This window comes from Methylophilus medardicus, assembly GCF_006363955.1.
GTDB lineage: Bacteria > Pseudomonadota > Gammaproteobacteria > Burkholderiales > Methylophilaceae > Methylophilus > Methylophilus medardensis.
Genome location: NZ_CP040948.1, coordinates 144,025 through 168,706, shown reverse-complemented (window position 1 = coordinate 168,706; position 24,682 = coordinate 144,025). Strand labels below are relative to the sequence as shown.

Below are 24,682 nucleotides of genomic sequence, written 5' to 3'. Positions count from 1 at the left end.
GCGAGCAATACGATGGATTTATTTTCAGACCACCCCACCACGCCCGTCATGATTGCCACTGGCGCTTATTGGCTGCCTGGTTTTGCCTTGCCGGTGATGCCGACGCTGTGGCAAGTATTGGCGCAGCATCTGGCCGCCTACCCCGCACAGCGCATGATGACGCCCATGGGCCACCTGATGTCTGTCGCCACCAGCAGTATGGGCGATTGGGGTTGGGTAGGCAGCACACAAGGCTATGGGTATAGCGCCCAAGACCCCGCCACGCAGCAGGCCTGGCCGGCGATTCCGGCGGTGATGCAAGCATTGTCCACGGCCGCCGCACTGCAAGCCGGCTACGCAAACTTTGTGGCAGATAGTTGTTTAATCAATGTATATGCGCCCGGCAGCAAAATGGGGCTGCATCAGGATAGAGATGAACAGGACTTTACGCAGCCTATCGTGTCGGTATCAATAGGCATGCCCGCCACTTTTTTGTTTGGTGGGGTCAAACGCAGTGATCCAACCGTGAAAATTCCGCTGCAACATGGCGACATCGTGGTGTGGGGAGGCGCGAGCCGACGTTATTACCATGGCGTATCTGTGGTCAAGCCGCACGCTCACTCACTCACGGGCCTCCGACGCATCAACCTCACATTTAGAAAAGCCAAATAATCATTATCATGGCTAGCAAACGCCTTTATCAGCGCATCCCCGCGCTGCGTAAGGACTGATAAAGATCAACAATCCCTCTCACTTCTGGGTTGCATCTGTGCTTCAAAAGAGTAAACTAAAACTGTCTTCTCTAACTTTTTTGCTGTCAATCTGGCACCAAGTTAGCGCAGACAATTTCAGAAAAAGGAGTTTGTCATGAATTTACAACTTACCGGACATCATTTAGAAATCACACCGGCATTGCGTGAGTACCTTTTATCCAAATTCTCCCGCATCAGCAATCACTTTGATCATGTGATTGATGTCAAAGTCACCATGTCTGTTGAAAAGCTTGCCCAAAAGGTTGAAGCGACACTGCATGTTCCAGGAAACGATTTACACGCCACCTGCAGCGATGAAAACATGTATAGCGCCATCGACATGCTGACTGACAAACTTGACCGTCAAGTATTGAAGCACAAGGAAAAACACGGCGACCACCATAAATCTGGTGGCGCAGTGAAACACCAGTTAAGCTCTTAGGTCTTGCCTCACATTCTCTACCCGCTCGGGTAGAGAATTCAAACCCGCCACACCGATTTCTTTTACGTCATTTCACCCCCGCCACGCCGTATTCAGTTGTAAAATACTTGTTCATTTCCTGTTTAGATGTTCACATCACGTATGGCGCAAATCTCTGTCGCTGATTTGTACAAGCAGATTCGCAGCAAACTCAAATTGAAATGGGTCGCAGGTGAGTCTGGCAGTCAAAAAATACTGAACTCCGGCACGGTGACCAAACCCTCGCTGGCATTGGTGGGGCATTTAAACTTTGTGCACCCAAACCGCGTGCAGGTACTGGGTTGTGCTGAGATGGACTATCTGGCCAGTCTAAGCATCCTCGCCCTGCAACAGGCGGTGAGTAATTTATTCTCCACAGATTTGGCCATGGTCGTGGTCGCCAACGGTGAAAAAGTACCGCCGATCATGCTTGAAGCCGCCCAGCAATCGCAAACGCCTTTGTTCACCACGCCCATGATCAGCCCGCAATTAATGGAGTTGCTGAGTCATTATCTGGCAGTAGCCACCGCTGAAACAACCAGCATGCATGGGGTGTTCATGGAGGTGCAAGGCTTTGGTGTGCTCATTACAGGCAGTGCGGCCATTGGTAAAAGTGAACTGGCGCTGGAACTCATTTCGCGTGGCCACCGACTGGTCGCGGATGATATCGTCGACTTTTACCGCACATCGCCAGAGCGCATTGAAGGCCGTTGCCCAGAGCTGTTACAAGACTTTCTGGAAGTACGCGGCTTGGGGATTTTGAACATTCGCGCACTCTATGGCGACAATGCAGTCAAACCGACCAAACCGCTGGATATGATGATACAGCTTGAGCTAGCCGACGAATTAAAGCCGCAAGACCTTGATCGCCTGAGCGCCAACCGCCAAACGCAACGCGTGCTGGATGTTGAAATCAGCAAAGTGATCATTCCGATTGCAGCCGGCCGTAACATCGCGGTGCTGGTCGAAGCGGCCGTGCGCAATCATATGTTGCTGCTGCGCGGCGTGAATGCCACGAAACAACTGACCCAGCGCCAAAAGCAAATCATGCTTAGAGAAAGCAAATTACGATGAACAGAAAGTGGTGCGACGCATGCAATTGGTGATTGTCACGGGGTTGTCCGGCTCAGGGAAAACCATTGCCTTGCGCGTGTTTGAGGACAGCGGCTATTACTGTATTGATAACCTGCCAGCCACCTTGTTGCCACATATTCAAAACCATGTGGCCGATCGCGATGCCGCAAAAGTGGCGGTGAGCATTGATAGTCGCAGTATTGCCATTGAGTCCTTGGCGGACATTTTACAAACATTAAAAACGCAAGGCATCGCGGTACATTTGCTGTTTTTGGATGCCAGTCTAGAGACGCTGGTCAAACGCTTCTCCGAGACCCGCCGCAAACACCCGTTAAGTACGCCTGAACGCGCATTGGCTGACAGCATTAATCATGAGCGCGTGTTATTGTCAGGCCTGGATAATCTGGGGCACCACGTAGACACCAGCAATTTATCGTCTAACGCCTTACGCAATCACACCCGTGAATGGATGCTGCAGATTGAACAAAGTTACCAGCAAGCCAGCACCCACTCGTTAGTGGTGTCGTTTATTTCATTTGGCTTCAAACACGGCATTCCACTCGATGCCGATTTTGTGTTTGATGTGCGCAGCCTGCCAAATCCACACTATGATCCGGTGCTGCGCCCGTTTAATGGCACACAAGCACCTATCCAGCAGTTTTTACAAAATGAACCGCAAGTGCTTGAAATGCAACGTGACATTCAGCACTATATCGAAAAATGGCTACCAAGCTTTTATCACGACCATCGCAGCTATGTCACCATTGGCATCGGTTGTACTGGCGGACAACACCGGTCCGTTTACTTGGTGGAACAACTGGGGGCATATTTCAAGCAACAGCATCAAGTGATGATCCGGCATCGTGAATTACAAGATGCGCTTGTCACCGCAACCCCTTAATTGACGGACTCTGAGAGCAAACTTATGATTGGTGTATTGATTATTGCGCATGGCAGCTTGGGCCCCAGTCTGATTGACTGCGCGACCCATGTCATGGGCAACCGCCCGGCCCAACTAGACTTTCTTGAAATTTCTAAACATGACGACCCAAGCCTTGTTTTACCCAAGGCGGAAGCGCTGGTCAAGCAACTCGATAGTGGCCAAGGCGTATTGGTATTGTCTGACATTTACGGCGCGACGCCATGCAATATTGTCACCCGCTTATTAACCCCTGATGAAATCGAGGGCGTTGCGGGGGTCAACCTGCCCATGTTGGTAAGGGTATTGAATTATCGTCACGAAGGTCTGCATTCGTGTATCCAAAAAGCATTGAGCGGCGGCCGTGATGGCGTCGTTCACTTTACCAAAACCACTTGTCATCACGCACAATAATAGTCAACTTTTATGGCCAAACTCTCTCTCGAAATCATCAACAAACTCGGCCTGCATGCGCGCGCCTCCACCAAGTTCACCCAAACGGCCAGCCAATTCAAAAGTGAAGTCTGGGTCGAAAAAAACGGCCGCCGCGTCAACGCCAAAAGCATTATGGGCGTGATGATGTTAGCGGCAGCCAAGGGCAGCATCATCGACATCGAAGCCACGGGGAGCGATGAAGCGCAAGCACTGGTTGCCTTGCAAACACTGGTGAACGACTACTTTGGCGAGGGTGAATAATTGACCAGTTTCAGCATGCACGGTGTGGGGGTTTCCAGTGGCATTGCCATCGGCCATGCCCATCTGATTTCCCATGCCCTGCTCGAAGTGGTTCATTTTAAGATTGAAGCGGATGGCGTAGCCGTTGAAATTGCACGCTTTGAGCGCGCAATAGACTTGGTCAAGCATGACTTGGCGCAGCTAAAATCGCAACTGCCAAAAAACGCACCCGCCGAACTGAGTGCTTTTATTAACACGCACCTTGCGATGTTAAGTGATAAGTCCTTGTCCGAAGCGCCCAAAGCCATTATTCGCCAAGAGCTATGTAATGCAGAGTGGGCGCTCAAGCAACAAATGGACGACCTGGTGGCGCAGTTTGATGCGATTGAAGACAGCTATTTGCGTGAACGTAAACAAGATGTCGTGCAAGTGGTGGAGCGCGTGATGAAAGTGCTGCTCGGCCGCGACCAATTGGCCGCCAGTGAAAAAAAACAGCAAGCCAAACAAGAGCGAGCCATGATTCTGGTCGCGCACGACGTGTCGCCCGCAGACGCGATCCAGTTCAAACATCACCAGTTTGCCGCTTTTATTACCGATGTCGGTGGCGTCACCTCGCACACGGCGATTCTGGCGCGTAGTCTCAATATTCCGTCGATTGTGGCCCTGCAACGTGCCCGCGATTTAATCAATGACGGCGAACTGATGATCGTCGACGGGGCCGCCGGCGTCGTCATCGTCAACCCCGATCCAGAAGTGCTGGCTGAGTATCAACTCAAACAAAACCAATGGCAACTGGCCAAACAAAAATTACAGCGAATCAAAACCACCAAAGCGATGACGGTGGATGGCGTCGCCATTGATTTGCTGGCGAATATTGAAGTGCCTGAAGATGTGATCAGCGCCAAGGCCTCTGGTGCAGTCGGGGTGGGCTTATACCGTACCGAGTTTCTGTTCATGAACCGCACAGAAATGCCCGACGAGCAGGAGCAATTTGAGGCCTACAAACATGTTGCCGAGGCGATGAAAGGCTATCCGGTGACGATACGCACCTTGGATATCGGCGCCGACAAACAATTGAATTCCGATGAAGTCGTTACCGCGACCAATCCGGCACTGGGCTTGCGGGCGGTGCGCTATTGCTTGGCAGAGCCACACATTTTTCATACACAATTTCGTGCATTATTGCGTGCCTCGCACTATGGTCAGGTCAAAATCTTGATCCCGATGTTGTCGACCTTGGCTGAGCTGCGACAAACCAAACTGTTGCTTGAACGTGCCAAAGAATCCTTGCGTCAACAACAGTTGCCATTTGATGAACACATCCAATTAGGCGGCATGATTGAGATTCCGGCCGCCGCCATCAATGCAGACGCGTTTGCGCAAGGCCTAGACTTTTTGTCGATTGGCACCAACGATCTCATTCAATACACCTTGGCCATAGACCGCGCCGATGACGCAGTGGCCCACCTATATAACCCGTTGCACCCTGCGGTGTTGCGCCTGATTCAGCTCACGATTCAAGCCGCCGAAAAATATCAAAAACCGGTGTCTGTCTGTGGTGAAATGGCGGGCGATATCAAACTGACCCGCTTGCTGGTCGGCATGGGCATGCGCCAATTGTCTATGCATCCGTCGCACATTTTGAGTGTGAAATCTCAAATTCTACAAAGTGAAGAAAACGTCTTGTCCAAGCAAGCCAAAAAGATCTTGTCCTTGAGTGACTTAGACAAAATAGAGCCGCTGATTAAAAAATATAATGGTGAAATGCTCTAATCCAAGCCTTGCATTTAGCAAAACTCATCACCATCATCAAAATATACAATGAGCGAGATGCGAACATTTGGCCAATAATAGGCCTCTATCGTCATATCGCATAAAACAAAGGATACTGTTGTGAGCACCAATCCCTTACTCAATTTTAGTGGTCTACCAAAATTTAACGATGTGCGCCCAGCGCACGTTTCACCAGCGATTGACAGCTTGCTAGCGGAGGGTCGCGCCTTGGTTGAGCAGTTGGCCACGTCAACAGACACCCCTGACTGGCAGCATTTTGTACAGCCTTTAGAAGACTTTTCAGACCGTTTGTCTCGCAGCTGGGGGCCGGTTGGGCATATGAATGCCGTCGTCAACACGCCTGAACTGCGCGAGGCTTACAACGACAACCTGGCCAAGCTGACTGATTTTTACAGCGATTTATCTCAAGATGAGCGTCTGTACAATAAATACAAAGTGATTCAAGCCAGTGCTGGCTTTGCGCAACTCAGCCGTGCCCAACAAAAAATCATAGACAATGAAGTGCGCGGCTTTAAACTTGGCGGTGCTGAACTGCCTGCGGCAGACAAGGCGCGTTTTAAAGAAATTGCCGAAAAATTATCGAAATTAGGCAGCAAGTTTGAAGAAAATATTCTCGACAATACCAATGACTTTAAACACTTGGTCGCCAACGCAGCCGAGTTAACTGGGCTGCCTGAAGATGCCTTGCAAGCGGCTGCTGAAGCGGCAAAAGCCGAAGGTAAAACGGGCTACCTGTTCAGCTTGCAGTTTCCGTCCTATATGCCAGTGATGCAATATTGCGACAATCGCGCACTGCGTGAAACGTTGTATCGTGCCTATGCCACGCGCGCCTCAGAATTTAGCAAACCAACCTGGGACAATACGCCGCTGATAGCTGAGCTGATGAAACTGAAACAGGAAGAAGCACAGCTGCTGGGCTTTCTAAATTATGCGGAGCTGTCACTGGCCACTAAAATGGCCGACAGCCCCGCCCAAGTGATCGACTTTTTGGATACGTTAGCCAAACGCGCCAAACCCTATGCTGAAAAAGACATGGCTGAACTGAAAGCTTATGCTGAAAAATTAGGCTTTAACGATATGCAAGCGTGGGATGTTGCCTATGTCAGCGAAAAACTGCGCGAAGAAAAATACGCTTTCTCAGACCAAGAAGTGAAGCAATACTTTCCGGAAGACAAGGTGCTGGCAGGTCTGTTTAAAGTGGTCGAAACCATTTTTGGCGTGCAAGTCAGAAAAACCGATGCGCCTCTCTGGCATAAAGATGCCAGCTTTTATGAGATCAGTGACCAGCAACGCCAACCGATCGCTTACTTTTACCTCGATTTATATGCCCGGCAAGGCAAACGCGGCGGGGCATGGATGGATGAATGCATCACGCGCCGCAAAACTGCCCAAGGCATTGTGCTGCCTGTGGCCTACCTGACCTGTAACTTCTCAGCCCCGGTCGGTGATAAACCCGCATTATTTACGCACGATGAAGTGATTACGCTGTTTCATGAGTTTGGTCACGGTCTGCACCACATGCTGACACAAGTAGACGAATACAGTGTCTCTGGCATTAAAGGCGTTGAGTGGGATGCGGTGGAGTTGCCCAGCCAGTTTATGGAGAACTTCTGCTGGGAATGGGAGGTGTTGCGCCACATGACATCGCATGTCGACACTGGCGCGCAATTACCGCGCAGCCTGTTCGACAAAATGGTGGCGGCCAAAAACTTCCAAGCCGGCATGCAAACCGTGCGTCAAATTGAGTTTTCCTTGTTTGATATGCGCCTGCACAGCACCTTTGACCCCGCCGGCAAACAAACTGCGCTAGATGTGCTGGAACAGGTGCGTGACGAAGTGGCCGTCTTACGTCCACCGGCATGGAACCGTTTCCCAAACAGCTTTAGCCATATTTTTGCCGGCGGCTACGCGGCTGGCTATTACAGCTACAAATGGGCCGAGGTGCTCTCCGCAGACGCCTACAGTTTGTTTGAAGAGCTAGGCGTGTTGTCTGAAGTGGCGGGTAGCCGCTTTAAAAACGAAGTGTTGGCGCAAGGTGGCGCGCGGCCAGCGATGGAGTCATTTGTCGCGTTTAGAGGCCGCGAGCCAAGCATGGATGCTTTGCTTAGACACAATGGTATGGCACATTAATCGCGCATCAAGCCAGATCAAACCAGCGCTGGCTGATGTCTTTATTTTTTCAAGGATCCGCTTATGTTAAACACGCTACGTTGGCTATTACTTAGTCTCTGCTTAGTCTCCGCATACAGCTTCGCCGCTGCATCCGCGGATGAAGACATTCACGCAAAAACAGCGGACGGCGATGAGGTGGTGTTGCATGCCAACGGCTATTGGGAGTTTAAAGATACCAAAAAAGCAGCCGTCGCCAAGGTCAAGGTTGAAGAATTTGAGCGCAGCAATGGCTGTCCGCTCGGCATGCGTCCGAGCTTTTTGGGCATGGGCCGCTGCGTTTCATTTGATGATCCCATCCTCAAACGTGGCTCTTTGAGTGGCAAAGGCCGCTAACGCTCGCCATGGTTAAGCACTAAAACAGGGCAGCGAAAGCTGCCCTGTTGCGTTTAATGGCCCCCGCCAGCGCCATGCTAAGTCGCCAAGCCACTGATAGCATGTCACTTTCTTCCTGCGCTGACCATCAGGTACGGCCTTTGCTTGTAAAGAATTTTATCTTGAATCTGAATGCGCCATGATCAACTCTCTCGACTTTGCCCGTCACGGCGATAAACAAAACTCTGCATTCTTTGAAGAGTATCTGCAAAAGCTGCTTGAAGAGCGCGACCAACTCGGGCTGACCGACATGATTCAGGAGATCGACGCCCTGATGATTACCGTGGACCCAGATCATTCGATTCAATACATTGCAGAATTGTCTCTGATGACCTCCTACCATTACCTGGTGACCTTGGAGACAGAGAAACATTGGACACACGTGCTGCGCATTGATTTAAATTCCCCTGACTTGTTAGTGCGTGAGGTCAAAGACCCCAATTTACGCGGCATTTTCCGTGCCCTGAACGAGATTTATCCGGTAGGCGCACGCAAGCCTAATAGTCGCTATATGGGCGAAATTATCCGCGTCAATAATATGCATGAGGTGGTCAAATTACAGGAAGCGCGCGAGTTTCGCTTTTTTACGCAAGATGAGGTGCGCAAACTGGAGTTACCCGGTAATGTGGCGATCAGCAAGCCTTCGCCCTACACCCACAATATTGTGGGCTATATGAAACGCGATCCGGGCGAGTTACGCGTCTACGCGCTTGGCATCAGCACCATCCGGCCGGATGTGCAGGCAGCATATGACCAAGCCAAAGACCAACAGGCCAAGTTGCGTATCGATGACCTGATCTTGCCGGTAGATCATCTGGCAACGCGCGTCTATAGCCAGAACCGTGAAGTTGCGATTCTGGAATACTTGTCTTGGTCCAGCTACTTTTTTTGGGGCGCGTATAACATCTGGGACCAAAACTCCTCTACCAATGTCACCAAAAGCGTGCATGGCTTTGCCGAAACCAAAAGCCCCGCCAAAGTGTTTACCGCCAATAACACGCCTTACTTTGTCAATCACCTTGAAAAGCTACCGTCGCCCACTGAAACGTTTGTGCGTAACTATGGCCCGCGTTTGCATCATATTGCGCTCTCGGTCAAAGACGGCACCCGCGATGGCAAGGAAAATATCGACTTTGTCGTGGATGCGATTGCCAGTCAAGGCAAAGGGTTCTTGCTGGATGTGATCGGTTCGAAAGAAGAAGGACTGAAACAAATATTTTCAAATGCCTCCGAACACTCCTCCCTAATTATTGAATATGTGCAGCGTTATGATGGTTTTGATGGCTTTTTCACCCGCGACAATGTGGCAAAACTGACCGAAGCCGCAGGGGTGGAAGAAGGGGTGCTGGAGCAGCAAGCCAAGCTGAGTCAGGGCATTGCCTAGTATTCGCACCTGCCTCGCAGTGCTGCCTTATAATAGGCATTGATCAACGCATTGCACATTCTTATGGACCACGCATTCTGGCACCAACGCTGGCAAAACCAACAAATTGGCTTTCACTTGGGTACGGTGAATCCTTGGTTAGCGCGCTATTTTCAAACGCTGCAGTTAACGCCCGGCCAGCGGGTATTTGTGCCATTGTGTGGCAAAACACTCGATATTCACTGGCTATTGGCACAAGGGCAGCATGTCGTGGCGGTGGAACTCAGTGAGTTAGCCGTGGAGGCGCTGTTTGCGTCGCTCGATCTGTTACCGGCGGTCACGCAACGCGGCCCATTGAAGCATTTCCATGCCGCGCAAATCGAGGTTTTTCAGGGCGATTTTTTCGCGCTAACCGACACGCTGCTCGGGAAGGTAGATGCGATCTACGACCGCGCAGCGCTGATTGCGTTGCCCGCGCAGATGCGTCAATCGTACAGCCGACACTTGATGGATATCACCCATCGCGCGCCACAGCTGCTCATCAGTTTTGCCTACGACCAGTCATTACTGGCAGGCCCACCGTTCAGTGTCAATACGACGGAGGTGCAAGCGCACTACGCCGCAGATTACCAACTCAAGCAGTTGGCGACGCAATCGCTTGAGAAAGGCTTAAAGGGGCAATATCCTGCGGAAGAAACGGTGTGGTTGCTTTCGCCCTAAAGCAGGCAACCGCTCAACGCATCATGATGCATCAACCAGTCATGCAGGCTATCCACCACTTGATGCGCTTGTGCACGCACCTGCGCGCTAGGTTGCCTGAGGTCAGGCACGACTACCACGCGCAAGCCAGCCGCAATCGCGGCTTGCGCCCCCAGCTCGCTATCTTCAAAGGCAATACACTCTTCAGCAGCCAAACCTAATTTCTCAAGCGCAAGTAAATAGATATCCGGACTCGGTTTGCCGCGCTGCACCTCTTGGCCGCTGGTGACTTGGCTAAAATAAGGCAAGACACCGGTATGCGTTAAACGGTGGGTGATGTGCGGAATGGGCGAAGAGGATGCCACACTGCAGACAATGCCTTGCGCTTGGTAGTAGGCCAACAAGGGCTCTACACCGGCTTTGAGTGGAAACGCATGGTCGCGCGCAGCCAAAAACGCATTCAGGCCCTGCATCACATGCTGAAAATTGGCCTCACTACCCAACTGCTGGGTCATCAGGCGTGTCGAGTCCGACCATACCCTTCCCACCAATTCAACGTATTCAGCTTGGGTGTAGGTGATGCCGATCGTCGCCGCGGCCTCGATGCAGCCTTGCATAATGATGCGTTCGGAATCGATCAATAGACCGTCCATGTCAAAAATAGCTGCTTTAATCACTGACTGCGCTCTTTATGCCTGTAAAACAGTATTTTACCGCGAGTAGGGGATGACTAAAAACATACTTTTTTGACAAAAATGCGCTTGGTGGTCAGCAAATCGATTAAAAATCCACACGCGGCAACCCAGCACAGCTACCATAAAAACACATGACCTTGTGCCATGCCTTAACCCGCCAGCCACTGGAGGATATTGCAGGTGGCAGCCCTGAATCTTGAAGGAGCCGCAAATGGACAAAGCAACACTGTATACCCTGCGATGGTCAGCCATGCAAATTGCCCGGCTGTCTGCCGATCCCAAAGTGGATGCCTTGGCGCTCAGCCAAATAGAGATCCTCTCGCAACTGCTCGAAGAAGCGGTGCCCGAAGAGTTCAGTCCTCCGGAGCCTGTGCGCCCCAACTTACAGCCGGAAGCGCAGGTCACTGAAAAAAAGCGCTATCCGCTCGACGAACGAAAGCTGTGGTATCCAGAAGCCGTCGTTCGCACTGATCTGCGCCGCCCGGCAAAGGGTGCGTATCCCAAAGGCTATCCACAAGGCGCCATCGTACACTTTACGGCGGGTCAGTATCAAAAAGGGCTCGAGGATGCGACCGCAGCCATCGCCAGCAGCCCCTACTTTTTTTGTTGTATCGGCACCGATGGCAAGCTGGTGCAAGCGAATCCGCTCAATCAATGGGGCTACCATGCAGGCGAGAGTGCGTGGTCGATAGAGGGTGTCAGACGCAATGGCGTGTCAAATTTTCTGGTGGGCATAGAGATCACCAACCCCGGCCGCCTCGTGCTGCATCAGGGCAAGTATTACACCTACTGGGATACCGACTTTAAGCAACCTATTGATGCAAAAAAAGTGCGGATAATTGCGGAGAATCGGGACAACATACTGGCGGGCGCATACTTACCTTATACCCAAGCGCAAGAAACCGCACTCATCGAATTTTTACTCTGGGCCAAAGCCAATCATCCATCCGTGTTTAACTTTGATTATGTCTTGGGCCATGACGAAGCCGCGGGTCCCAAAGGCATTGGCCGTTGGCGTAAAAACGATCCCGGTGGCGCACTGTCGATGACCATGACCGAGTTCAGACAACTACTCAAGGACACTTTTCACCAGCGCTATGGCTGAGGCCGCTAGACAAAAAAAGCCCCGCCAATGCGGGGCCCAATTGTGGACTGGATGACCCTCTGTTGCTCAGAGAAGGTCAGAATAAACCAGAAGCCACCCAATGCTTTGATCAACATCCACCCAAGTTGACAACGCTCGCGACCAACTGGCGGTTACAGCGTCGCGTATTCTAACGGGGTCACGGTCACTTTCACGCTTAGATGTTGCTGGCCGCCGCCCAATACCACACCGCGCATGGGCGAGACATCACTAAAATCTCGGCCCCAAGCTACCGTAATATGGTCTTGTTGCACCAGACAGTTATTGGTCGGATCAAAATCGATCCAACCATGCACCGGACAATACACAGACACCCAAGCATGCGAGGCATCTGCGCCTACCAATCTTGGTTGTCCAGCGGGCGGATGGGTAAGAATATAGCCGCTGACATAGCGGCAAGCGAGCCCGACCGAACGCATGGCGCCGATCATTAGATGCGCAAAATCCTGACACACCCCACGGCGGCCTTTGAGCACTTCTTCTAGCGGCGTTGAAATGTCTGTGGCCTGCGGATCAAATTCGAACTCACGGTAAATATGTTGCGTCAACGCCATGGCGGCTTCTATCAGTGGCCGTTGCGGGGTAAAACAAAGCCGGGCAAAACTGGCCAGCGCCTCGCTGCAAGTCACTTTTGTGGTTGCCGCAATGTAAGGGGCGGCTGCCAGATGTTGCGTGCCCTGTAACTGCAACGCCGCTTGCACGGATTCCCAGGCTGGGCTTTGTGACAGCGCGGAGAGCCGCGGCCGCGGCAACACGCTGACCTGAAAGCGCGAAGTCACCTGTAGCGACTGATGTGGCACCAGCAGCGTCACATAATCATTATGATTACCGAAAAAATCGAGCCGCCGCGACTGCTCGGCGGGGGTCGGCACACAAACCAGCGTATACGACTCACAATGTTGAAAATCCGTTTGCCGTGGCATCATATGCAATAATTGCTGCGATTGCAGCACAGGCACATCGTAGCGATACACGGTTTGATGTTCGACTTGGTAACGCATCAGCTCACCTGAGAATCTTGGGTCACCAGCGGATTAGCGTAGCTGAAAAAACGCACATTTAATCGGTCAGACAAGTGGAGCGTCACTTCATAGGTGTGGTTCAGCCAAGCGGCTAAGGTCTGATTGCCTGCACTAAAGCATTGGTCAGGATCCAGCTGAATCAGCGCTTGCCAGCAATCCTTCAGCTCGGCAGCGATGCCACCCGCGTTATCCTGCGCATCCATTTCTTCGAGGTACTTTACCAGCCCCTTGATTTGAAACACCACAGAATTCGGGTTATTGCCATCCATTAATAAGAGGTCTAGCACGGGCAACCATTCCGGTTGCGCCGCATAGCGCGCACGATAAGTCACCAGGTTATTGGTTACTTGTAACAACCATTCTAGATTGCTATGCATCGGCATATTGAGCGCGCGACTCATCAACACACACATGAACTGCAAGCGTTCAATACGCCGTCCGAGAGACATGAAGCGCCAACCGAGGTCACGCGTCATCCAGTCCATCGCAAAGCCAGTCAGCGTCACAAAGTGATTGATGGCCTGTTCAATGTGCGACATCGCATCTTGCAATGTGGCATGTTGGTGCCGGGTTATAAACAATCGTGACAACACATTGACTGTCCGCCAGTGATCGTTTGAGATGCGCTCACGCAAGTTAAACGCTTGCTGAAATAACTGCTGCACGCTGGTGGCCAGACTGCTCGATTGTTGAGAGAACACCGCTTGAATCAACAAAGGTTCGATGTCACTGTCTGTCCAAGGTTGCCAGTTGCTGAGCGCTTCTTCATCTTCGGGCGCAGGCAACAGATCAAACCACAGACACAAGCCCTGCATGGTCGCCCACTCGCCTTCGCGCATTTCAGGCGTATATTCGAGTAATGACCGTATGGTGGCCCGCAACATCAGGGCTTTTTGCAGGTTACGCACGGAGTAGCGACCATACCAGAATAGGTTTTCTGCCATGCGGCTCGACAGATAGGCGTTCTCGCGCACCAAGTCGAGACTAGAATTGGTTTTGCGCAGCAAGCTGAATGGCGGCTGGCGGTCATGCGACAACACCCAAGTATCTTTGCTGGTGCCGCCGCGTTGCATGGTCACCACGCGGTCATCCTTGCCACTGGCCACGCGAGACAAGCCGCCCGGCAAAATCGCATACCCTTTGGGGGTCGCAAACGCATACACACGCAAACTGACGGCTAATGCGCCGATTTGTGGCTGATGTTGCGGATGCGTCAACACCGGCGCGTGCGAGATATCCACTTGCTCTTGCGCAATGTAATGGTCAGGTTGTGCACGCAACTTTGCGATTAAAGCCTCTTTTTGACTGGGATTTAAGTCTTCGCCAAAGATAGGCGAAGAGCGCACCTGCGGGTAAGCCGGCTTGATCACCAGCGTATCAAGGTGTTGCACCACATATTCAAGCGCCGCGGGCTCACCACACCACCAGGTCGCGACGGACGGCATGCGTAAAGATTCGCCCAACAATGACCGACACAAACTGGGCAAAAAACCCAGCAACGCGCCAGATTGCAGCAAATTGGCGCCTAAAGCATTGGCGATCAACACATTGCCTAAACGCGCAACTTGGGTGAGACCCGCCACCCCCAGCAACGACCCGGAATTGAGCTCTAAGGGATCACAATAATCATCATCAATGCGGCGCAAAATCGCATGCACGGGCCGCAGGCCAGCAATGGTTTTCAGCCAGACGATGCCGTTACGCACGGTCAGGTCGTTTCCTTGTACCAAAGGGTATCCCAGATAACCCGCCAAGAACGATTGCTCATGATAGGTTTCGTTATAGGGTCCTGGCGTCAAAATGACCACCAATGGCGGCTCACCCTGTCCCAATGCGGTGATGCCAGGGACCGTTTGCGCCTGATTGTCGGCGACCCGATGACCCCAATGTGCCAGACTGTCACGCATGCTGGCAAAAAATCCACTCAGCCGCTCGATATTAAGATCACGAAACAGTTCAGGAAACGCACTCGAGATAATAGTGCGATTTTCGAGCGCATAGCCAGCACCAGTGGGGCCTTGTGTACGGTCGGAGACCACCCACCATTGACCATTTGGCGCGCGGGCGAGGTCCACTGCGTAATGATGCAGCGCAACATTATCGTAGTGCGGGATGCCGACGCAGGAAGGCAGGAAACCGTTGTGCCCGTAAATGAGCGCAGGCGGCAATTGACCACTGGCGAGTAATCGTTGCTCACCATAAACGTCTAGTAACACTTTATTGAGCAAGGTCGCACGCTGTGCCACAGAAGCGGCAATATGCTGCCATTCGTTTTGCGGAATAATCAGCGGCAACACATCTAGATCCCACGGGCGCTGTACGCCGTGTGTATCGGCATACACATTGTAAGTCACGCCATTATCGCGCACCTGCCGCTGAACCGCCTCGATACGTTTGCGCATGACCGCAGGCTCTTCTGACTCAATCTGGGTCAATAGCGCCTGCCAGTGCGGGCGCGCCGACCCATTGCTATCCAACATTTCGTTGTAGCGGTCAGAAAAATAAAGCTGATTAAGCACTGATTGCATGCTGGGTGCGATCAAAATTCATGGATTCACAAGACCGTGAGTGTAACAGGATGTTCACATATTGGCCTGCCAGCGCAGGTCTAGCGTAAACGGAAAACTTGGATTCTGTGGTTCTTTCACCACTTCAAGCTTGCCTGGCGTGTGTCCATGCCCCCAAAAACGTGCAAACCGACGAGCCTCCGCCTCATTCGCATTGACTGGGAAAGTGCTGTAATTGCGCCCGCCCGGATGCGACACATGGTAGGTGCAGCCCCCCAAGGATTTTTGGCTCCATGTATCCACCAAATCAAATATCAGGGGTGCCTGCACCGGAATCGTTGGATGTAATGCTGACCATGGATTCCAAGCGCGAAAGCGGATGCCGGCGACATACTCACCAGCGTTCCCGGTGGGTTGTAACGGTAACGGACGACCATTGCAGGTGATCACATGGCGATGATTGGTCAACCCCCGCACCCGAAGCTGCATGCGCTCTACAGACGAATCCACGTAACGCGCTGTGCTTCCGCCAGAAACTTCTTCCCCCAGCACGTTCCAAGGCTCAATGGCCTGCCGTAGTTCGAGTTCAATGCCATCATAGGCCACCGTACCATAGCGCGGGAATCGAAACTCGACAAAGGGCTCAAACCAGCGCTGTTCAAACGCAAAACCCGCTCCGCGTAAATCGGCCACCACATCGGCCATATCTTGTGCAACAAAGTGTGGCAGCATCCAGCGATCATGCAATTCGGTGCCCCAAGGCACCAGTTTTCCTGTGTAAGGAGTTTTCCAGAACCGAGCCACCAGCGCCCGCAACAGCAATCCTTGCAACAAGCTCATCCGGGCGTGCGGCGGCATTTCAAATGCCCTGAATTCCACCAGCCCCAAGCGTCCAGTCGGGCCATCTGGCGAATACAGTTTGTCGATAGAAAACTCGGCACGATGGGTGTTGCCGGTTAAATCCACCAGCAAATGGCGCAGTAACCTGTCGACTAGCCAAGGCTGCTGACTCTCCTCCCCCGGCGTCAGCATTTTTTCCATCTGCTGAAAAGCGATGCCCAACTCGTACAAGTTATCGTCGCGCGCCTCATCGACGCGCGGTGCTTGGCTGGTTGGGCCGATAAAGGTGCCAGAAAAAAGATAAGATAAGGCGGGATGATTTTGCCAATAAGTAATCAGGCTGCGCAACACATCTGGCCGACGCAAGATCGGGCTGTCAGCGGCGGTCTCACCACCTAGCGTGACATGATTACCCCCGCCAGTCCCCGTGTGGCGGCCATCCAGCATGAACTTCTCGGTGCCAAGCCGACACAGGCGCGCGGCTTCGTAAAGCGTAGAGGTGTTCGCCACCAGTTCTTTCCAGCACTTGGCTGGATGGACATTGACCTCGATCACACCGGGATCAGGCGTCACACTGAGCAATCTTAATCGGCTATCTCGCGGAGGGGTGTAGCCTTCAAGCCACAATTTCAGCCCAAGCGTGCTAGCCGTTTGCTCAATAACCCCTAGCAAATCAAGATAATCTTCTAGGCGTGTGACCGGTGGCATGAAAATATGCAGGCGGCCCTGTCGCACTTGCACGCACAGCGCGGTATGGATGACCTCGCGCGCGCTAGGCTGGTTGGTATGCTTCAGCTGCACACTGGGTCGTTTGGCGGTGCCAAGCGCGGCTTGCTCGGCAAATGCATCCACCGCAAAGGTCGGCTCGATGTCTGCAGGCAATTGCCAGGGTAATGAGGACAAAGGCAAACGCAAACCCATCGGCGAGTCCCCAGCCAACAGATATAAGTGCTCGCGGCGCAACGGCCATTTACTGGTCAGCCATTCTCCGCTGACAGAATTTTCTACCGGCTTGAGTGGCATCACATAGCCCACGATATCACCTAAGCCCTGATTCAAGGCATTGGCAAGACGCTTTCGCTCGGCGCTATCACTCAAATCGGCCGCTAGCGGATCGATATTGTGCGCTAACTGTTGCTCCTGTTGTGACAACGACCATACATCCTCATAAGCGGGGATGATGCAGGCACGCGGGAAGCCCAACTTGTCAGCCAAATGCATTGCAAACATCTCTGCTTGTTTTGCGCTGTAACCATCCGGCTCGCCGTCCACCGAGAACAGGCTCGGGTCATGCCACACTGGCTCGCCATCGGGTCGCCAGTACATATTAATCGCCCAACGCGGCAACGCCTCGCCGGGATACCACTTACCTTGGCCATAATGCAAAAAGCCATTGGGTGCAAAGTGCGCTTTCAGCCGCAACGCCAGCTCACCCGCTAATTTTCGCTTGTGGTCCCCCAGTGCTAACGTGTTCCATTGTGCACCATCCATGTCATCAATAGAGACGAAGGTTGGCTCGCCGCCATGGGTCAGCCGCACATCCATGTTTTGCAACTGTATATCGACCTGCTCACCCAAGCGCTCGATGGCCTGCCAATCAGGCTCGCTGTAGGGTCTGGTGACGCGCGGATCCTCATGAATGCGGGTCACGGTCATCTCATGGTGAAAAGTGACTTCGGCCACATCCGTAAAGCCAACCACCGGGGCTGCGGATGAGGGCAAGGCGGTACAAGCCAAGGGAATATGGCCCTCGCCCGCCATCAGCCCAGAGGTAGGATCTAACCCCACCCAACCAGCACCGGGAATAAACACCTCTGTCCAAGCGTGGAGATCGGTAAAATCAACTGCCGTGCCGCTTGGGCCATCCAACGCTTCTACGTCTGCTTTTAACTGTATCAAATAGCCAGATACAAAACGGGCGGCTAACCCTAAGTGACGCATGATTTGCACCAACAACCAAGCCGAGTCACGGCACGATCCTGTGCGTTTTTGCAGGGTGTCTTCTGGTGTCTGAATGCCCGGCTCCATGCGCACGGTGTAGCCAATATCACCTTGTAAGCGTTGATTCACGGCCACCAGAAAATCAACTATGCCGACCGCAGGCTGTATCAACTCTGCGCGAATACGCGCCATCCAAGCTTGCAACAGCGGCGTCATGGGCTCAGTTTGAAAATAGGCCGTTAATTCGAACGCTTGTTGTTCGGTATATTGAAACGGAAAATGCTCGGCATATTTCTCAACAAAGAAATCAAACGGATTGATGACCGTCATATCTGCCACTAAATCGACCGTAAAATCGAGCTCGCGCACCATTTCAGGGAACACAAAGCGAGCAATGTAGTTGCCGTATGGGTCTTGTTGCCAGTTGATAAAGTGGTTTTCGGGATGCACACTCAATGAATACGACAGGACCGGCGTGCGGGCATGCGCGGCAGGTTTCAGGCGGACTTCGTGAGGAGATAGGTTGACCAGACGGTCGAACTTATAACTGGTGCGATGATGCAATGCAACGCGAATAGCCACTGCGAATCCTTATTTAGAATGATGGTGCTGAGCAGTGAGATGCAGGAAATATGCCAGTTGCGCGCACACGATGGCCCGCGCCACTGACCGAGAGGCTTTAGATCAGCCGTGGCGTCGCTTATTTACCGCCACCGACCAGACTTTTCACTGCACTGATCACATCGCCGGGCATGACCACAATTTTGCTGTTATGCGAGTCAGCCATTTTTTGCAGGGATTGAATATAGCGATCCCCCAGCAAGAAGGTCGCCGAGGCGTTATTTTCTTTGACAGCCTCGGTAATCATTTTAATCGCCTCAGCAGACGCCCTGGCACCCACCATTTGTGCCTCAGCATCTTTACGCGCCGCTTCTAGGCGCGCTTCGGCATTTAAAATCAATGACTGTTTAGCGCCTTCGGCCTCAGTCACCACCGCCACACGCTCTCGCTCAGCTGCGGCTTGGCGCTCCATCGCGTCCTGCATATTAGCAGACGGCTTGATATCCTGAATCTCGACACTTTTGACCGTCAATCCCCAATCCAGCGCTTCGTCAGCGATGGCTTCTTTCAACTCGGCTTTGATGCGGTCACGTGATGTCAGTGCTTGGTTTAAATCCATGCCGCCAATAATTGAGCGCAAGCTGGTCTGCACCATATTGCGCATTGCCTCGCGAAAGTTTTCAATCCCGTAGACTGCGCGCTCAATGTTACTGACCTTAATAAATGCCACCGCATTCGCCAAAATCACTGCGTTGTCGCGGGTAATCACCTCTTGCTCGGGCACGTCTAAAATAATATCTTTGGTGGTGACTTTGTAGCTCACCGTGCTCAACACTGGGTTGATCACATGCAGCCCAGGGGCCAAAATGCCAGCGAATTTGCCGAGACGCTCAACTACCCACTCCTCGCCCTGCGGCACAATACGCACGCCTTTTACGATGGCGATGATCACTAATATGATTACAATAATACTGACTTCGGTCATCACAACTCCCTTGATTCAATGATTGAGGTCGATGCAGGCGCAACGCGTAGCGCGTTACCCTCCACAGCGACCACTTTAGCGACTTGTTTCTCGGCGATATGGATGTTGGCGTAGGCCACCCATTCACGGCTACCCAACACGCCCGGACTAAAACGTATTTTACCGGGCTGTTGTGGCGTAATGGCTACAAAAACAATCCCTTCACGGCCGATTTCTTCGCCCTGGGCCTGCCCCACACGGTGGTCCGGTTGATGCTTCTCCCACTTGCGCATCACCGCAAGCGCCACCGCCGCGAGGACTGCGTAGTTCACCGCTTGCAAGGCCAGCGGCATGTCGTTGAAGATTGCACATAGCACAGCCATGACCAAGGCTGCGATGCCCAGCCACAGAAAATATAGCGAGCCGATGAGCATTTCGACGCACAGTAGCACGAGGCCTAGCCCACACCACCACCATAATGTCGTCATTTAACTATCCCCCCCAACCAAATTCCAAATCATGGTATCACTAGTTGTGGCAAAATAGTGTGTTATGAGTCCGCCTGCCCTCCTCACTTTCGCCACCGACCGCGAGACCCGCTTAGCGCAGGTCCGCGCCTATTTTTCACACGCAGAAGGGCCGGATCTTGGTCCTGAATGGCATGGAGGCCGCACGGAGGCGCTGGCGCGCTTAGTCGCGGTGGATGCCGAGGCTTACGCACGCACACGTAATCATTTAGAGGGCGCGGTCAGTCAGCTATCGCCCTATTTACGCCATGGTTGCCTTTCGTTGCCTGAAGCGGTTGCGGACGTGAAAGCGCGGTTTGGTCAAAAAGCCGTCAAGTTAGTCACCGAGCTCAGCTATCGCGATTACTTTCAACAGGCCTGGTACCGGTTTGGCGAGGCCATCATGCAGCCGATGGAGTCGTCAAAAGTCGTGCTTGGCAATAAAGCGCTCCCCGCATTTATTCCACAAGGTTTTACTGGGTTGGTATGCATGGATGAAATCGTGCGCGCCTTGCAACAAAAAGGCTATGTGCATAACCATGCGCGCATGTGGTTCGCCGCTTACCTATTGCACTGGCTAAAAATCGATTGGCGTCAGGCGGCAGACTGGTTTGAAAGCCAGTTACTCGATGGCGACATCGCTTCTAATCACCTGTCATGGCAATGGATTGCCTCCAGCTTTAGTAGCAAACCCTATTACTTTAACAAAGAAAACATAGTGAAATTTGGTGGGGAGTCTTGGTGCCAGCAATGCACGGTGAAGTGCCCTTTTGACCAAAGCTATGAGCAGCTTCAGCTAAAACTATTCACCGAGGTCGCACCTGTGGACACCGCTGTATCACACGGCCTGCAATCCTCTGAAATCCCCCCAAAAGGACTTGCCAGCCTAATATGGGTGCATGACGAAATGTTATCGCCCGCACAACCGTTGCTGGCGCTCAATCTGCCCGCAGTATTTGTGTTTGACCCGGCACTGTATCAGCACTGGCCCCTCAAGCGCCTGCAATTCATGGCCGACTGTTTGGCTGAGATGCCACAGGTTGCGGTTTGGCTGGGCGAGACCAGACAGGTATTACAGCAACAGGTACAAGGCCGCATTTTGACGCAAAACACGCCGCAGCAAGTGTTGAAAAAAGCGGTGGCGGGCCTCAATGTCGAGTGGCGAGAGGCGCCGCGCCTGACAGATGTCCCCCTCAGCGACCATCAGCTGATGCGTTTTAGTCGCTATTGGAAAGTGGTTGAGCCCATGCTGATGGGCTAGATTGCGCAAACTAGCAATGGCGCAGGCACTGCGGCGCTGCCTGCCTGTGGTAAAATCCCGCGCATGAATACTTCTCACACAAACGCCCAACCATCCCGCGAACTCGCCAAATCTTTTGACCCAAAAACCATTGAAAGTCAGTGGTATGCCTTTTGGGAAGGCAAAGGATTTTATGCCGCTGGCATGAACCCACAAGTGCAAGAAAATTTCTGCATTTTGCTGCCGCCACCCAACGTCACTGGCACGCTGCACATGGGTCACGGATTTAACCAGACCATCATGGATGCGCTGACTCGCTACCATCGCATGCGTGGCGACAATACCTTGTGGCAACCGGGTACTGACCACGCGGGCATCGCCACTCAGATTGTGGTAGAGCGCCAGTTGGACGCGCAAGGCGTGAGTCGCCACGACTTGGGCCGTGAAAAATTTCTCGAAAAAGTTTGGGAATGGAAAGCGTACTCCGGCGGCACCATCACCCAACAGATGCGTCGCTTAGGCACCTCTCCTGACTGGAGTCGCGAGCGCTTCACCATGGATGCGGGCCTCAACAAAGTCGTCACCGAAACCTTTGTACGCCTGTATCACGAAGGCCTGATTTACCGTGGTAAACGGTTGGTGAATTGGGATGTAAAACTAGGCACCGCCGTGTCAGATTTAGAAGTTGTGCAAGAGGAAGAAGATGGTGCAATGTGGCACATCAACTATCCCTTGGCGGATGGCTCGGGTGCATTAACCGTGGCAACAACCCGCCCGGAAACGATGTTGGGCGACGTCGCAGTGATGGTGAATCCAGAAGACGAGCGCTACAAACACTTAATAGGAAAAAAAGTCATTCTTCCGCTGTGTGGCCGTGAAATTCCGATTATTGCGGATGATTACGTTGATAAAGAATTTGGTACAGGCGTGGTGAAAGTGACGCCTGCGCATGACTTTAATGACAATATGGTTGGGCAACGTCAGGGCCTTGACAAGATTGTCATATTAAACTTACAAGGCTTTATCCCCGCGAGCGCCGAGGTGATTGCTGCCGATGGTCGCAGCAAAGCCGCCATCGAATTACCTTCACACTTGGTGGGGCTTGAACGCTTTGCCGCCCGCAAACAAGTGGTGGCCGACCTTGAAGCGAGTGGTTTGCTGGTCAAGGTCGAAAAACATAAACTAAAAGTGCCGCGCGGTGACCGTACCAATGTCGTGATTGAGCCGATGCTCACCGACCAGTGGTTTGTGGCCATGAGCAAACCGGCCGCCGACGGCAAGAGCATCACTGAAAAAGCTTTGGACGTGGTTGCCAATGGCGAGATCAAGTTTTATCCAGAAAACTGGGTGAACACCTACAACCAATGGCTGAATAATATTCAAGATTGGTGCATCTCTCGCCAACTGTGGTGGGGACATCAAATCCCTGCTTGGTATGGCGACAATGGCGAAGTGTTTGTGGCGCATGATGAATCCGAAGCCAAACAAATGGCTGCAAAAGAGGGTTACACCGGCCACTTAAAACGTGATGATGACGTACTAGACACTTGGTACTCATCCGCACTCTGGCCTTTCTCCACGCTAGATTGGACCGGTGACGAAGCCATAGACGCGCAAAACCAGGCACTGCAACAGTTTTTGCCCTCTTCTGTGTTGGTGACAGGCTTTGACATCATTTTCTTCTGGGTGGCGCGTATGGTCATGATGACCAAACACATCACCGGCAAAATTCCGTTTAAGCATGTCTACGTGCATGGGCTCATTCGCGATGCAGAGGGTCAGAAAATGTCAAAATCGAAGGGCAATGTGCTTGACCCGATTGATTTGATTGACGGCATTGATCTAGATGCTTTAATTGCAAAACGCACGACGGGGCTGATGAACCCGAAAGACGCCGAAAAAATTGAAAAGCGTACGCGCAAAGAATTCCCTGAAGGGATTGCGGCTTACGGCACGGATGCACTCCGCTTTACCTTTGCCAGCCTTGCTTCGCCCGGCCGCGACATCAAGTTCGACTTGCAACGCTGCGAAGGCTACCGCAATTTCTGTAACAAACTTTGGAACGCCACACGCTTTGTGCTGATGAATACCGAAGGCCAAGACAATGGCTTTGGCGCAGAAAGTTGTGAAGACGGTGGTCGCAAATTCAGTCAGGCAGATCGCTGGATTGTCAGCCTGCTGCAACGCACCGAAGCCGAGGTGGAGCGTGCCTTTAACGATTACCGCTTTGATCTAGCGGCCAAGGCTATTTATGAGTTTGTATGGGACCAGTATTGCGACTGGTATCTTGAAATCGCCAAGGTACAAATACAAGGGGGCAGTGCCGCAGAGCAACGCGCAACCCGCCGCACCTTACTCAGGGTGCTCGAGACGATATTACGCTTGGCACACCCGATTATTCCATTTATTACTGAGGAAATCTGGCAAACGATTGCCCCAATGACCGCGTTAAAAGACCCGTCGCGCGGCACCGAAAGCATTATGCTGCAAGCTTACCCCAAAGCCGATTTGGAAAAAATCGACGAGCAAGCCGAGGCGTGGGTGGCTACCCTTAAAACAGCGGTAGAAGCTTGCCGCAGTTTGCGTGGCGAGATGAGTATTTCCCCGGCCGCCAGAGTGCCGCTGATTGCGGCGGGCGATGCCGAACAGTTAGCAGCCTTTGCGCCGTACCTTAAGTCGCTAGCCAAGCTAGAAAACGTCGATATCGTGGCTGAACTGCCGGAAGCGGATGCACCGGTTATGCTGGCCGCAGACTTTAAGCTGATGCTCAAAGTGGAGATTGATATCGCCGCTGAAAAAGAGCGCTTGGGGAAAGAAATCGCCCGCCTAGAAGGAGAAATTGGCAAAGCCAATGCCAAACTAGGCAACGAAAGCTTTGTCGCGCGCGCCCCAGCGGCTGTAGTCGAGCAAGAACAAGCACGTTTAGCTGAGTTCAGTGCCAATTTGGACAAACTGCAAACACAGTTAGCCAAATTAAAATAACTGGGTGAACGCCCAACCGTC

General features: G+C 52.5%; 20 protein-coding genes. 14 read left to right on the top strand and 6 right to left on the bottom strand.

Going from position 1 to position 24,682, the window contains the following annotated elements; genetic code table 11:
* Positions 1-12: 12 nt before the first annotated feature.
* The 11 genes from alkB to tmpT all read left to right on the top strand — a co-directional run bounded on the left by alkB (position 13) and on the right by tmpT (position 10,280).
* The gene (gene alkB / locus FIT99_RS00765) at positions 13-651 is read left to right on the top strand and encodes a DNA oxidative demethylase AlkB (protein WP_140002021.1); all 639 of its coding nucleotides are present in this window, start codon (positions 13-15) and stop codon (positions 649-651) included.
* 195 nt (positions 652-846) lie between these two features.
* On the top strand, positions 847-1,173 hold the full coding sequence (hpf, locus tag FIT99_RS00760; protein ID WP_140002019.1) for a ribosome hibernation-promoting factor, HPF/YfiA family: 327 nt from the start codon (positions 847-849) through the stop codon (positions 1,171-1,173).
* Positions 1,174-1,314: 141 nt separating this feature from the next.
* Positions 1,315-2,265, top strand: a complete 951-nt coding sequence (hprK, locus tag FIT99_RS00755) for an HPr(Ser) kinase/phosphatase (RefSeq protein WP_140002017.1) — start codon at positions 1,315-1,317, stop codon at positions 2,263-2,265.
* Between the two features lie 19 nt (positions 2,266-2,284).
* Positions 2,285-3,166 carry an RNase adapter RapZ gene (gene rapZ / locus FIT99_RS00750; protein ID WP_140002015.1) on the top strand — a complete coding sequence of 294 codons (882 nt, stop codon included), beginning with the start codon at positions 2,285-2,287 and terminating at the stop codon, positions 3,164-3,166.
* A 24-nt stretch (positions 3,167-3,190) separates the two neighbouring features.
* The gene (locus tag FIT99_RS00745) at positions 3,191-3,598 is read left to right on the top strand and encodes a PTS sugar transporter subunit IIA (RefSeq protein ID WP_140002013.1); all 408 of its coding nucleotides are present in this window, start codon (positions 3,191-3,193) and stop codon (positions 3,596-3,598) included.
* Between the two features lie 12 nt (positions 3,599-3,610).
* Positions 3,611-3,880, top strand: a complete 270-nt coding sequence (locus tag FIT99_RS00740) for an HPr family phosphocarrier protein (protein WP_140002011.1) — start codon at positions 3,611-3,613, stop codon at positions 3,878-3,880.
* On the top strand, positions 3,881-5,632 hold the full coding sequence (ptsP, locus tag FIT99_RS00735; RefSeq protein ID WP_140002009.1) for a phosphoenolpyruvate--protein phosphotransferase: 1,752 nt from the start codon (positions 3,881-3,883) through the stop codon (positions 5,630-5,632). It begins immediately after the preceding gene.
* 120 nt (positions 5,633-5,752) lie between these two features.
* Positions 5,753-7,783, top strand: a complete 2,031-nt coding sequence (locus tag FIT99_RS00730) for a M3 family metallopeptidase (RefSeq protein ID WP_140002007.1) — start codon at positions 5,753-5,755, stop codon at positions 7,781-7,783.
* A gap of 63 nt (positions 7,784-7,846) precedes the next feature.
* Positions 7,847-8,158, top strand: a complete 312-nt coding sequence (locus FIT99_RS00725; RefSeq protein WP_140002005.1) for a hypothetical protein — start codon at positions 7,847-7,849, stop codon at positions 8,156-8,158.
* 178 nt (positions 8,159-8,336) lie between these two features.
* Positions 8,337-9,581, top strand: coding sequence for a hypothetical protein (locus FIT99_RS00720; protein WP_140002003.1), 1,245 nt, complete (start codon positions 8,337-8,339; stop codon positions 9,579-9,581).
* A gap of 63 nt (positions 9,582-9,644) precedes the next feature.
* Positions 9,645-10,280: a thiopurine S-methyltransferase gene (gene tmpT, locus FIT99_RS00715; protein WP_140002001.1), complete on the top strand. Its 636-nt coding sequence runs from the start codon at positions 9,645-9,647 to the stop codon at positions 10,278-10,280.
* On the opposite strand, the gene FIT99_RS00710 is transcribed toward tmpT, so the two are convergent.
* Positions 10,277-10,936 (bottom strand): HAD family hydrolase, encoded by a 660-nt coding sequence (locus tag FIT99_RS00710; RefSeq protein WP_140001999.1) that lies wholly within the window; start codon positions 10,934-10,936, stop codon positions 10,277-10,279. The two genes, tmpT and FIT99_RS00710, sit on opposite strands and share 4 nt — an antisense overlap.
* 229 nt (positions 10,937-11,165) lie before the next feature.
* Here FIT99_RS00710 and FIT99_RS00705 point away from each other — a divergent pair, with 229 nt between their 5' ends.
* Positions 11,166-12,059 (top strand): N-acetylmuramoyl-L-alanine amidase, encoded by an 894-nt coding sequence (locus tag FIT99_RS00705; RefSeq protein ID WP_140001997.1) that lies wholly within the window; start codon positions 11,166-11,168, stop codon positions 12,057-12,059.
* 152 nt (positions 12,060-12,211) lie between these two features.
* On the opposite strand, the gene FIT99_RS00700 is transcribed toward FIT99_RS00705, so the two are convergent.
* The 5 genes from FIT99_RS00700 to FIT99_RS00680 form a co-directional block, all read right to left on the bottom strand.
* Positions 12,212-13,099, bottom strand: coding sequence for a transglutaminase family protein (locus FIT99_RS00700; protein WP_140001995.1), 888 nt, complete (start codon positions 13,097-13,099; stop codon positions 12,212-12,214).
* Positions 13,099-15,648, bottom strand: coding sequence for a circularly permuted type 2 ATP-grasp protein (locus FIT99_RS00695; protein ID WP_140001993.1), 2,550 nt, complete (start codon positions 15,646-15,648; stop codon positions 13,099-13,101). Before FIT99_RS00695 ends, FIT99_RS00700 begins: the two co-directional genes overlap by 1 nt.
* Positions 15,649-15,702: 54 nt before the next feature.
* The gene (locus FIT99_RS00690; RefSeq protein WP_140001991.1) at positions 15,703-18,990 is read right to left on the bottom strand and encodes a transglutaminase family protein; all 3,288 of its coding nucleotides are present in this window, start codon (positions 18,988-18,990) and stop codon (positions 15,703-15,705) included.
* Positions 18,991-19,108: 118 nt separating this feature from the next.
* Positions 19,109-19,954, bottom strand: a complete 846-nt coding sequence (locus FIT99_RS00685; RefSeq protein ID WP_140001989.1) for an SPFH domain-containing protein — start codon at positions 19,952-19,954, stop codon at positions 19,109-19,111.
* Entirely contained in the window at positions 19,954-20,421 is a 468-nt protein-coding gene (locus tag FIT99_RS00680; RefSeq protein ID WP_140001987.1) for an NfeD family protein, read from the bottom strand. Before FIT99_RS00680 ends, FIT99_RS00685 begins: the two co-directional genes overlap by 1 nt.
* Positions 20,422-20,485: 64 nt before the next feature.
* Here FIT99_RS00680 and FIT99_RS00675 point away from each other — a divergent pair, with 64 nt between their 5' ends.
* Together FIT99_RS00675 and FIT99_RS00670 are read left to right on the top strand one after the other, a co-directional pair.
* Positions 20,486-21,700 (top strand): FAD-binding domain-containing protein, encoded by a 1,215-nt coding sequence (locus FIT99_RS00675; protein WP_140001985.1) that lies wholly within the window; start codon positions 20,486-20,488, stop codon positions 21,698-21,700.
* 63 nt (positions 21,701-21,763) lie between these two features.
* Positions 21,764-24,661, top strand: a complete 2,898-nt coding sequence (locus FIT99_RS00670; protein ID WP_140001983.1) for a valine--tRNA ligase — start codon at positions 21,764-21,766, stop codon at positions 24,659-24,661.
* Positions 24,662-24,682: the final 21 nt, after the last annotated feature.

Bases quoted from the DNA above. Each gene is read 5' to 3' on its own strand.
- FIT99_RS00745 (WP_140002013.1), top strand. From the start codon at position 3,191: ATGATTGGTGTATTGATTATTGCGCATGGCAGCTTGGGCCCCAGTCTG.
- FIT99_RS00680 (WP_140001987.1), bottom strand. From the start codon at position 20,421: ATGACGACATTATGGTGGTGGTGTGGGCTAGGCCTCGTGCTACTGTGC.
- FIT99_RS00670 (WP_140001983.1), top strand. From the start codon at position 21,764: ATGAATACTTCTCACACAAACGCCCAACCATCCCGCGAACTCGCCAAA.
- FIT99_RS00740 (WP_140002011.1), top strand. From the start codon at position 3,611: ATGGCCAAACTCTCTCTCGAAATCATCAACAAACTCGGCCTGCATGCG.
- FIT99_RS00675 (WP_140001985.1), top strand. From the start codon at position 20,486: ATGAGTCCGCCTGCCCTCCTCACTTTCGCCACCGACCGCGAGACCCGC.
- hprK (WP_140002017.1), top strand. From the start codon at position 1,315: ATGGCGCAAATCTCTGTCGCTGATTTGTACAAGCAGATTCGCAGCAAA.
- FIT99_RS00695 (WP_140001993.1), bottom strand. From the start codon at position 15,648: ATGCAATCAGTGCTTAATCAGCTTTATTTTTCTGACCGCTACAACGAA.
- rapZ (WP_140002015.1), top strand. From the start codon at position 2,285: ATGCAATTGGTGATTGTCACGGGGTTGTCCGGCTCAGGGAAAACCATT.
- tmpT (WP_140002001.1), top strand. From the start codon at position 9,645: ATGGACCACGCATTCTGGCACCAACGCTGGCAAAACCAACAAATTGGC.
- alkB (WP_140002021.1), top strand. From the start codon at position 13: ATGGATTTATTTTCAGACCACCCCACCACGCCCGTCATGATTGCCACT.
- FIT99_RS00720 (WP_140002003.1), top strand. From the start codon at position 8,337: ATGATCAACTCTCTCGACTTTGCCCGTCACGGCGATAAACAAAACTCT.
- FIT99_RS00725 (WP_140002005.1), top strand. From the start codon at position 7,847: ATGTTAAACACGCTACGTTGGCTATTACTTAGTCTCTGCTTAGTCTCC.
- FIT99_RS00700 (WP_140001995.1), bottom strand. From the start codon at position 13,099: ATGCGTTACCAAGTCGAACATCAAACCGTGTATCGCTACGATGTGCCT.
- FIT99_RS00705 (WP_140001997.1), top strand. From the start codon at position 11,166: ATGGACAAAGCAACACTGTATACCCTGCGATGGTCAGCCATGCAAATT.
- FIT99_RS00685 (WP_140001989.1), bottom strand. From the start codon at position 19,954: ATGACCGAAGTCAGTATTATTGTAATCATATTAGTGATCATCGCCATC.
- hpf (WP_140002019.1), top strand. From the start codon at position 847: ATGAATTTACAACTTACCGGACATCATTTAGAAATCACACCGGCATTG.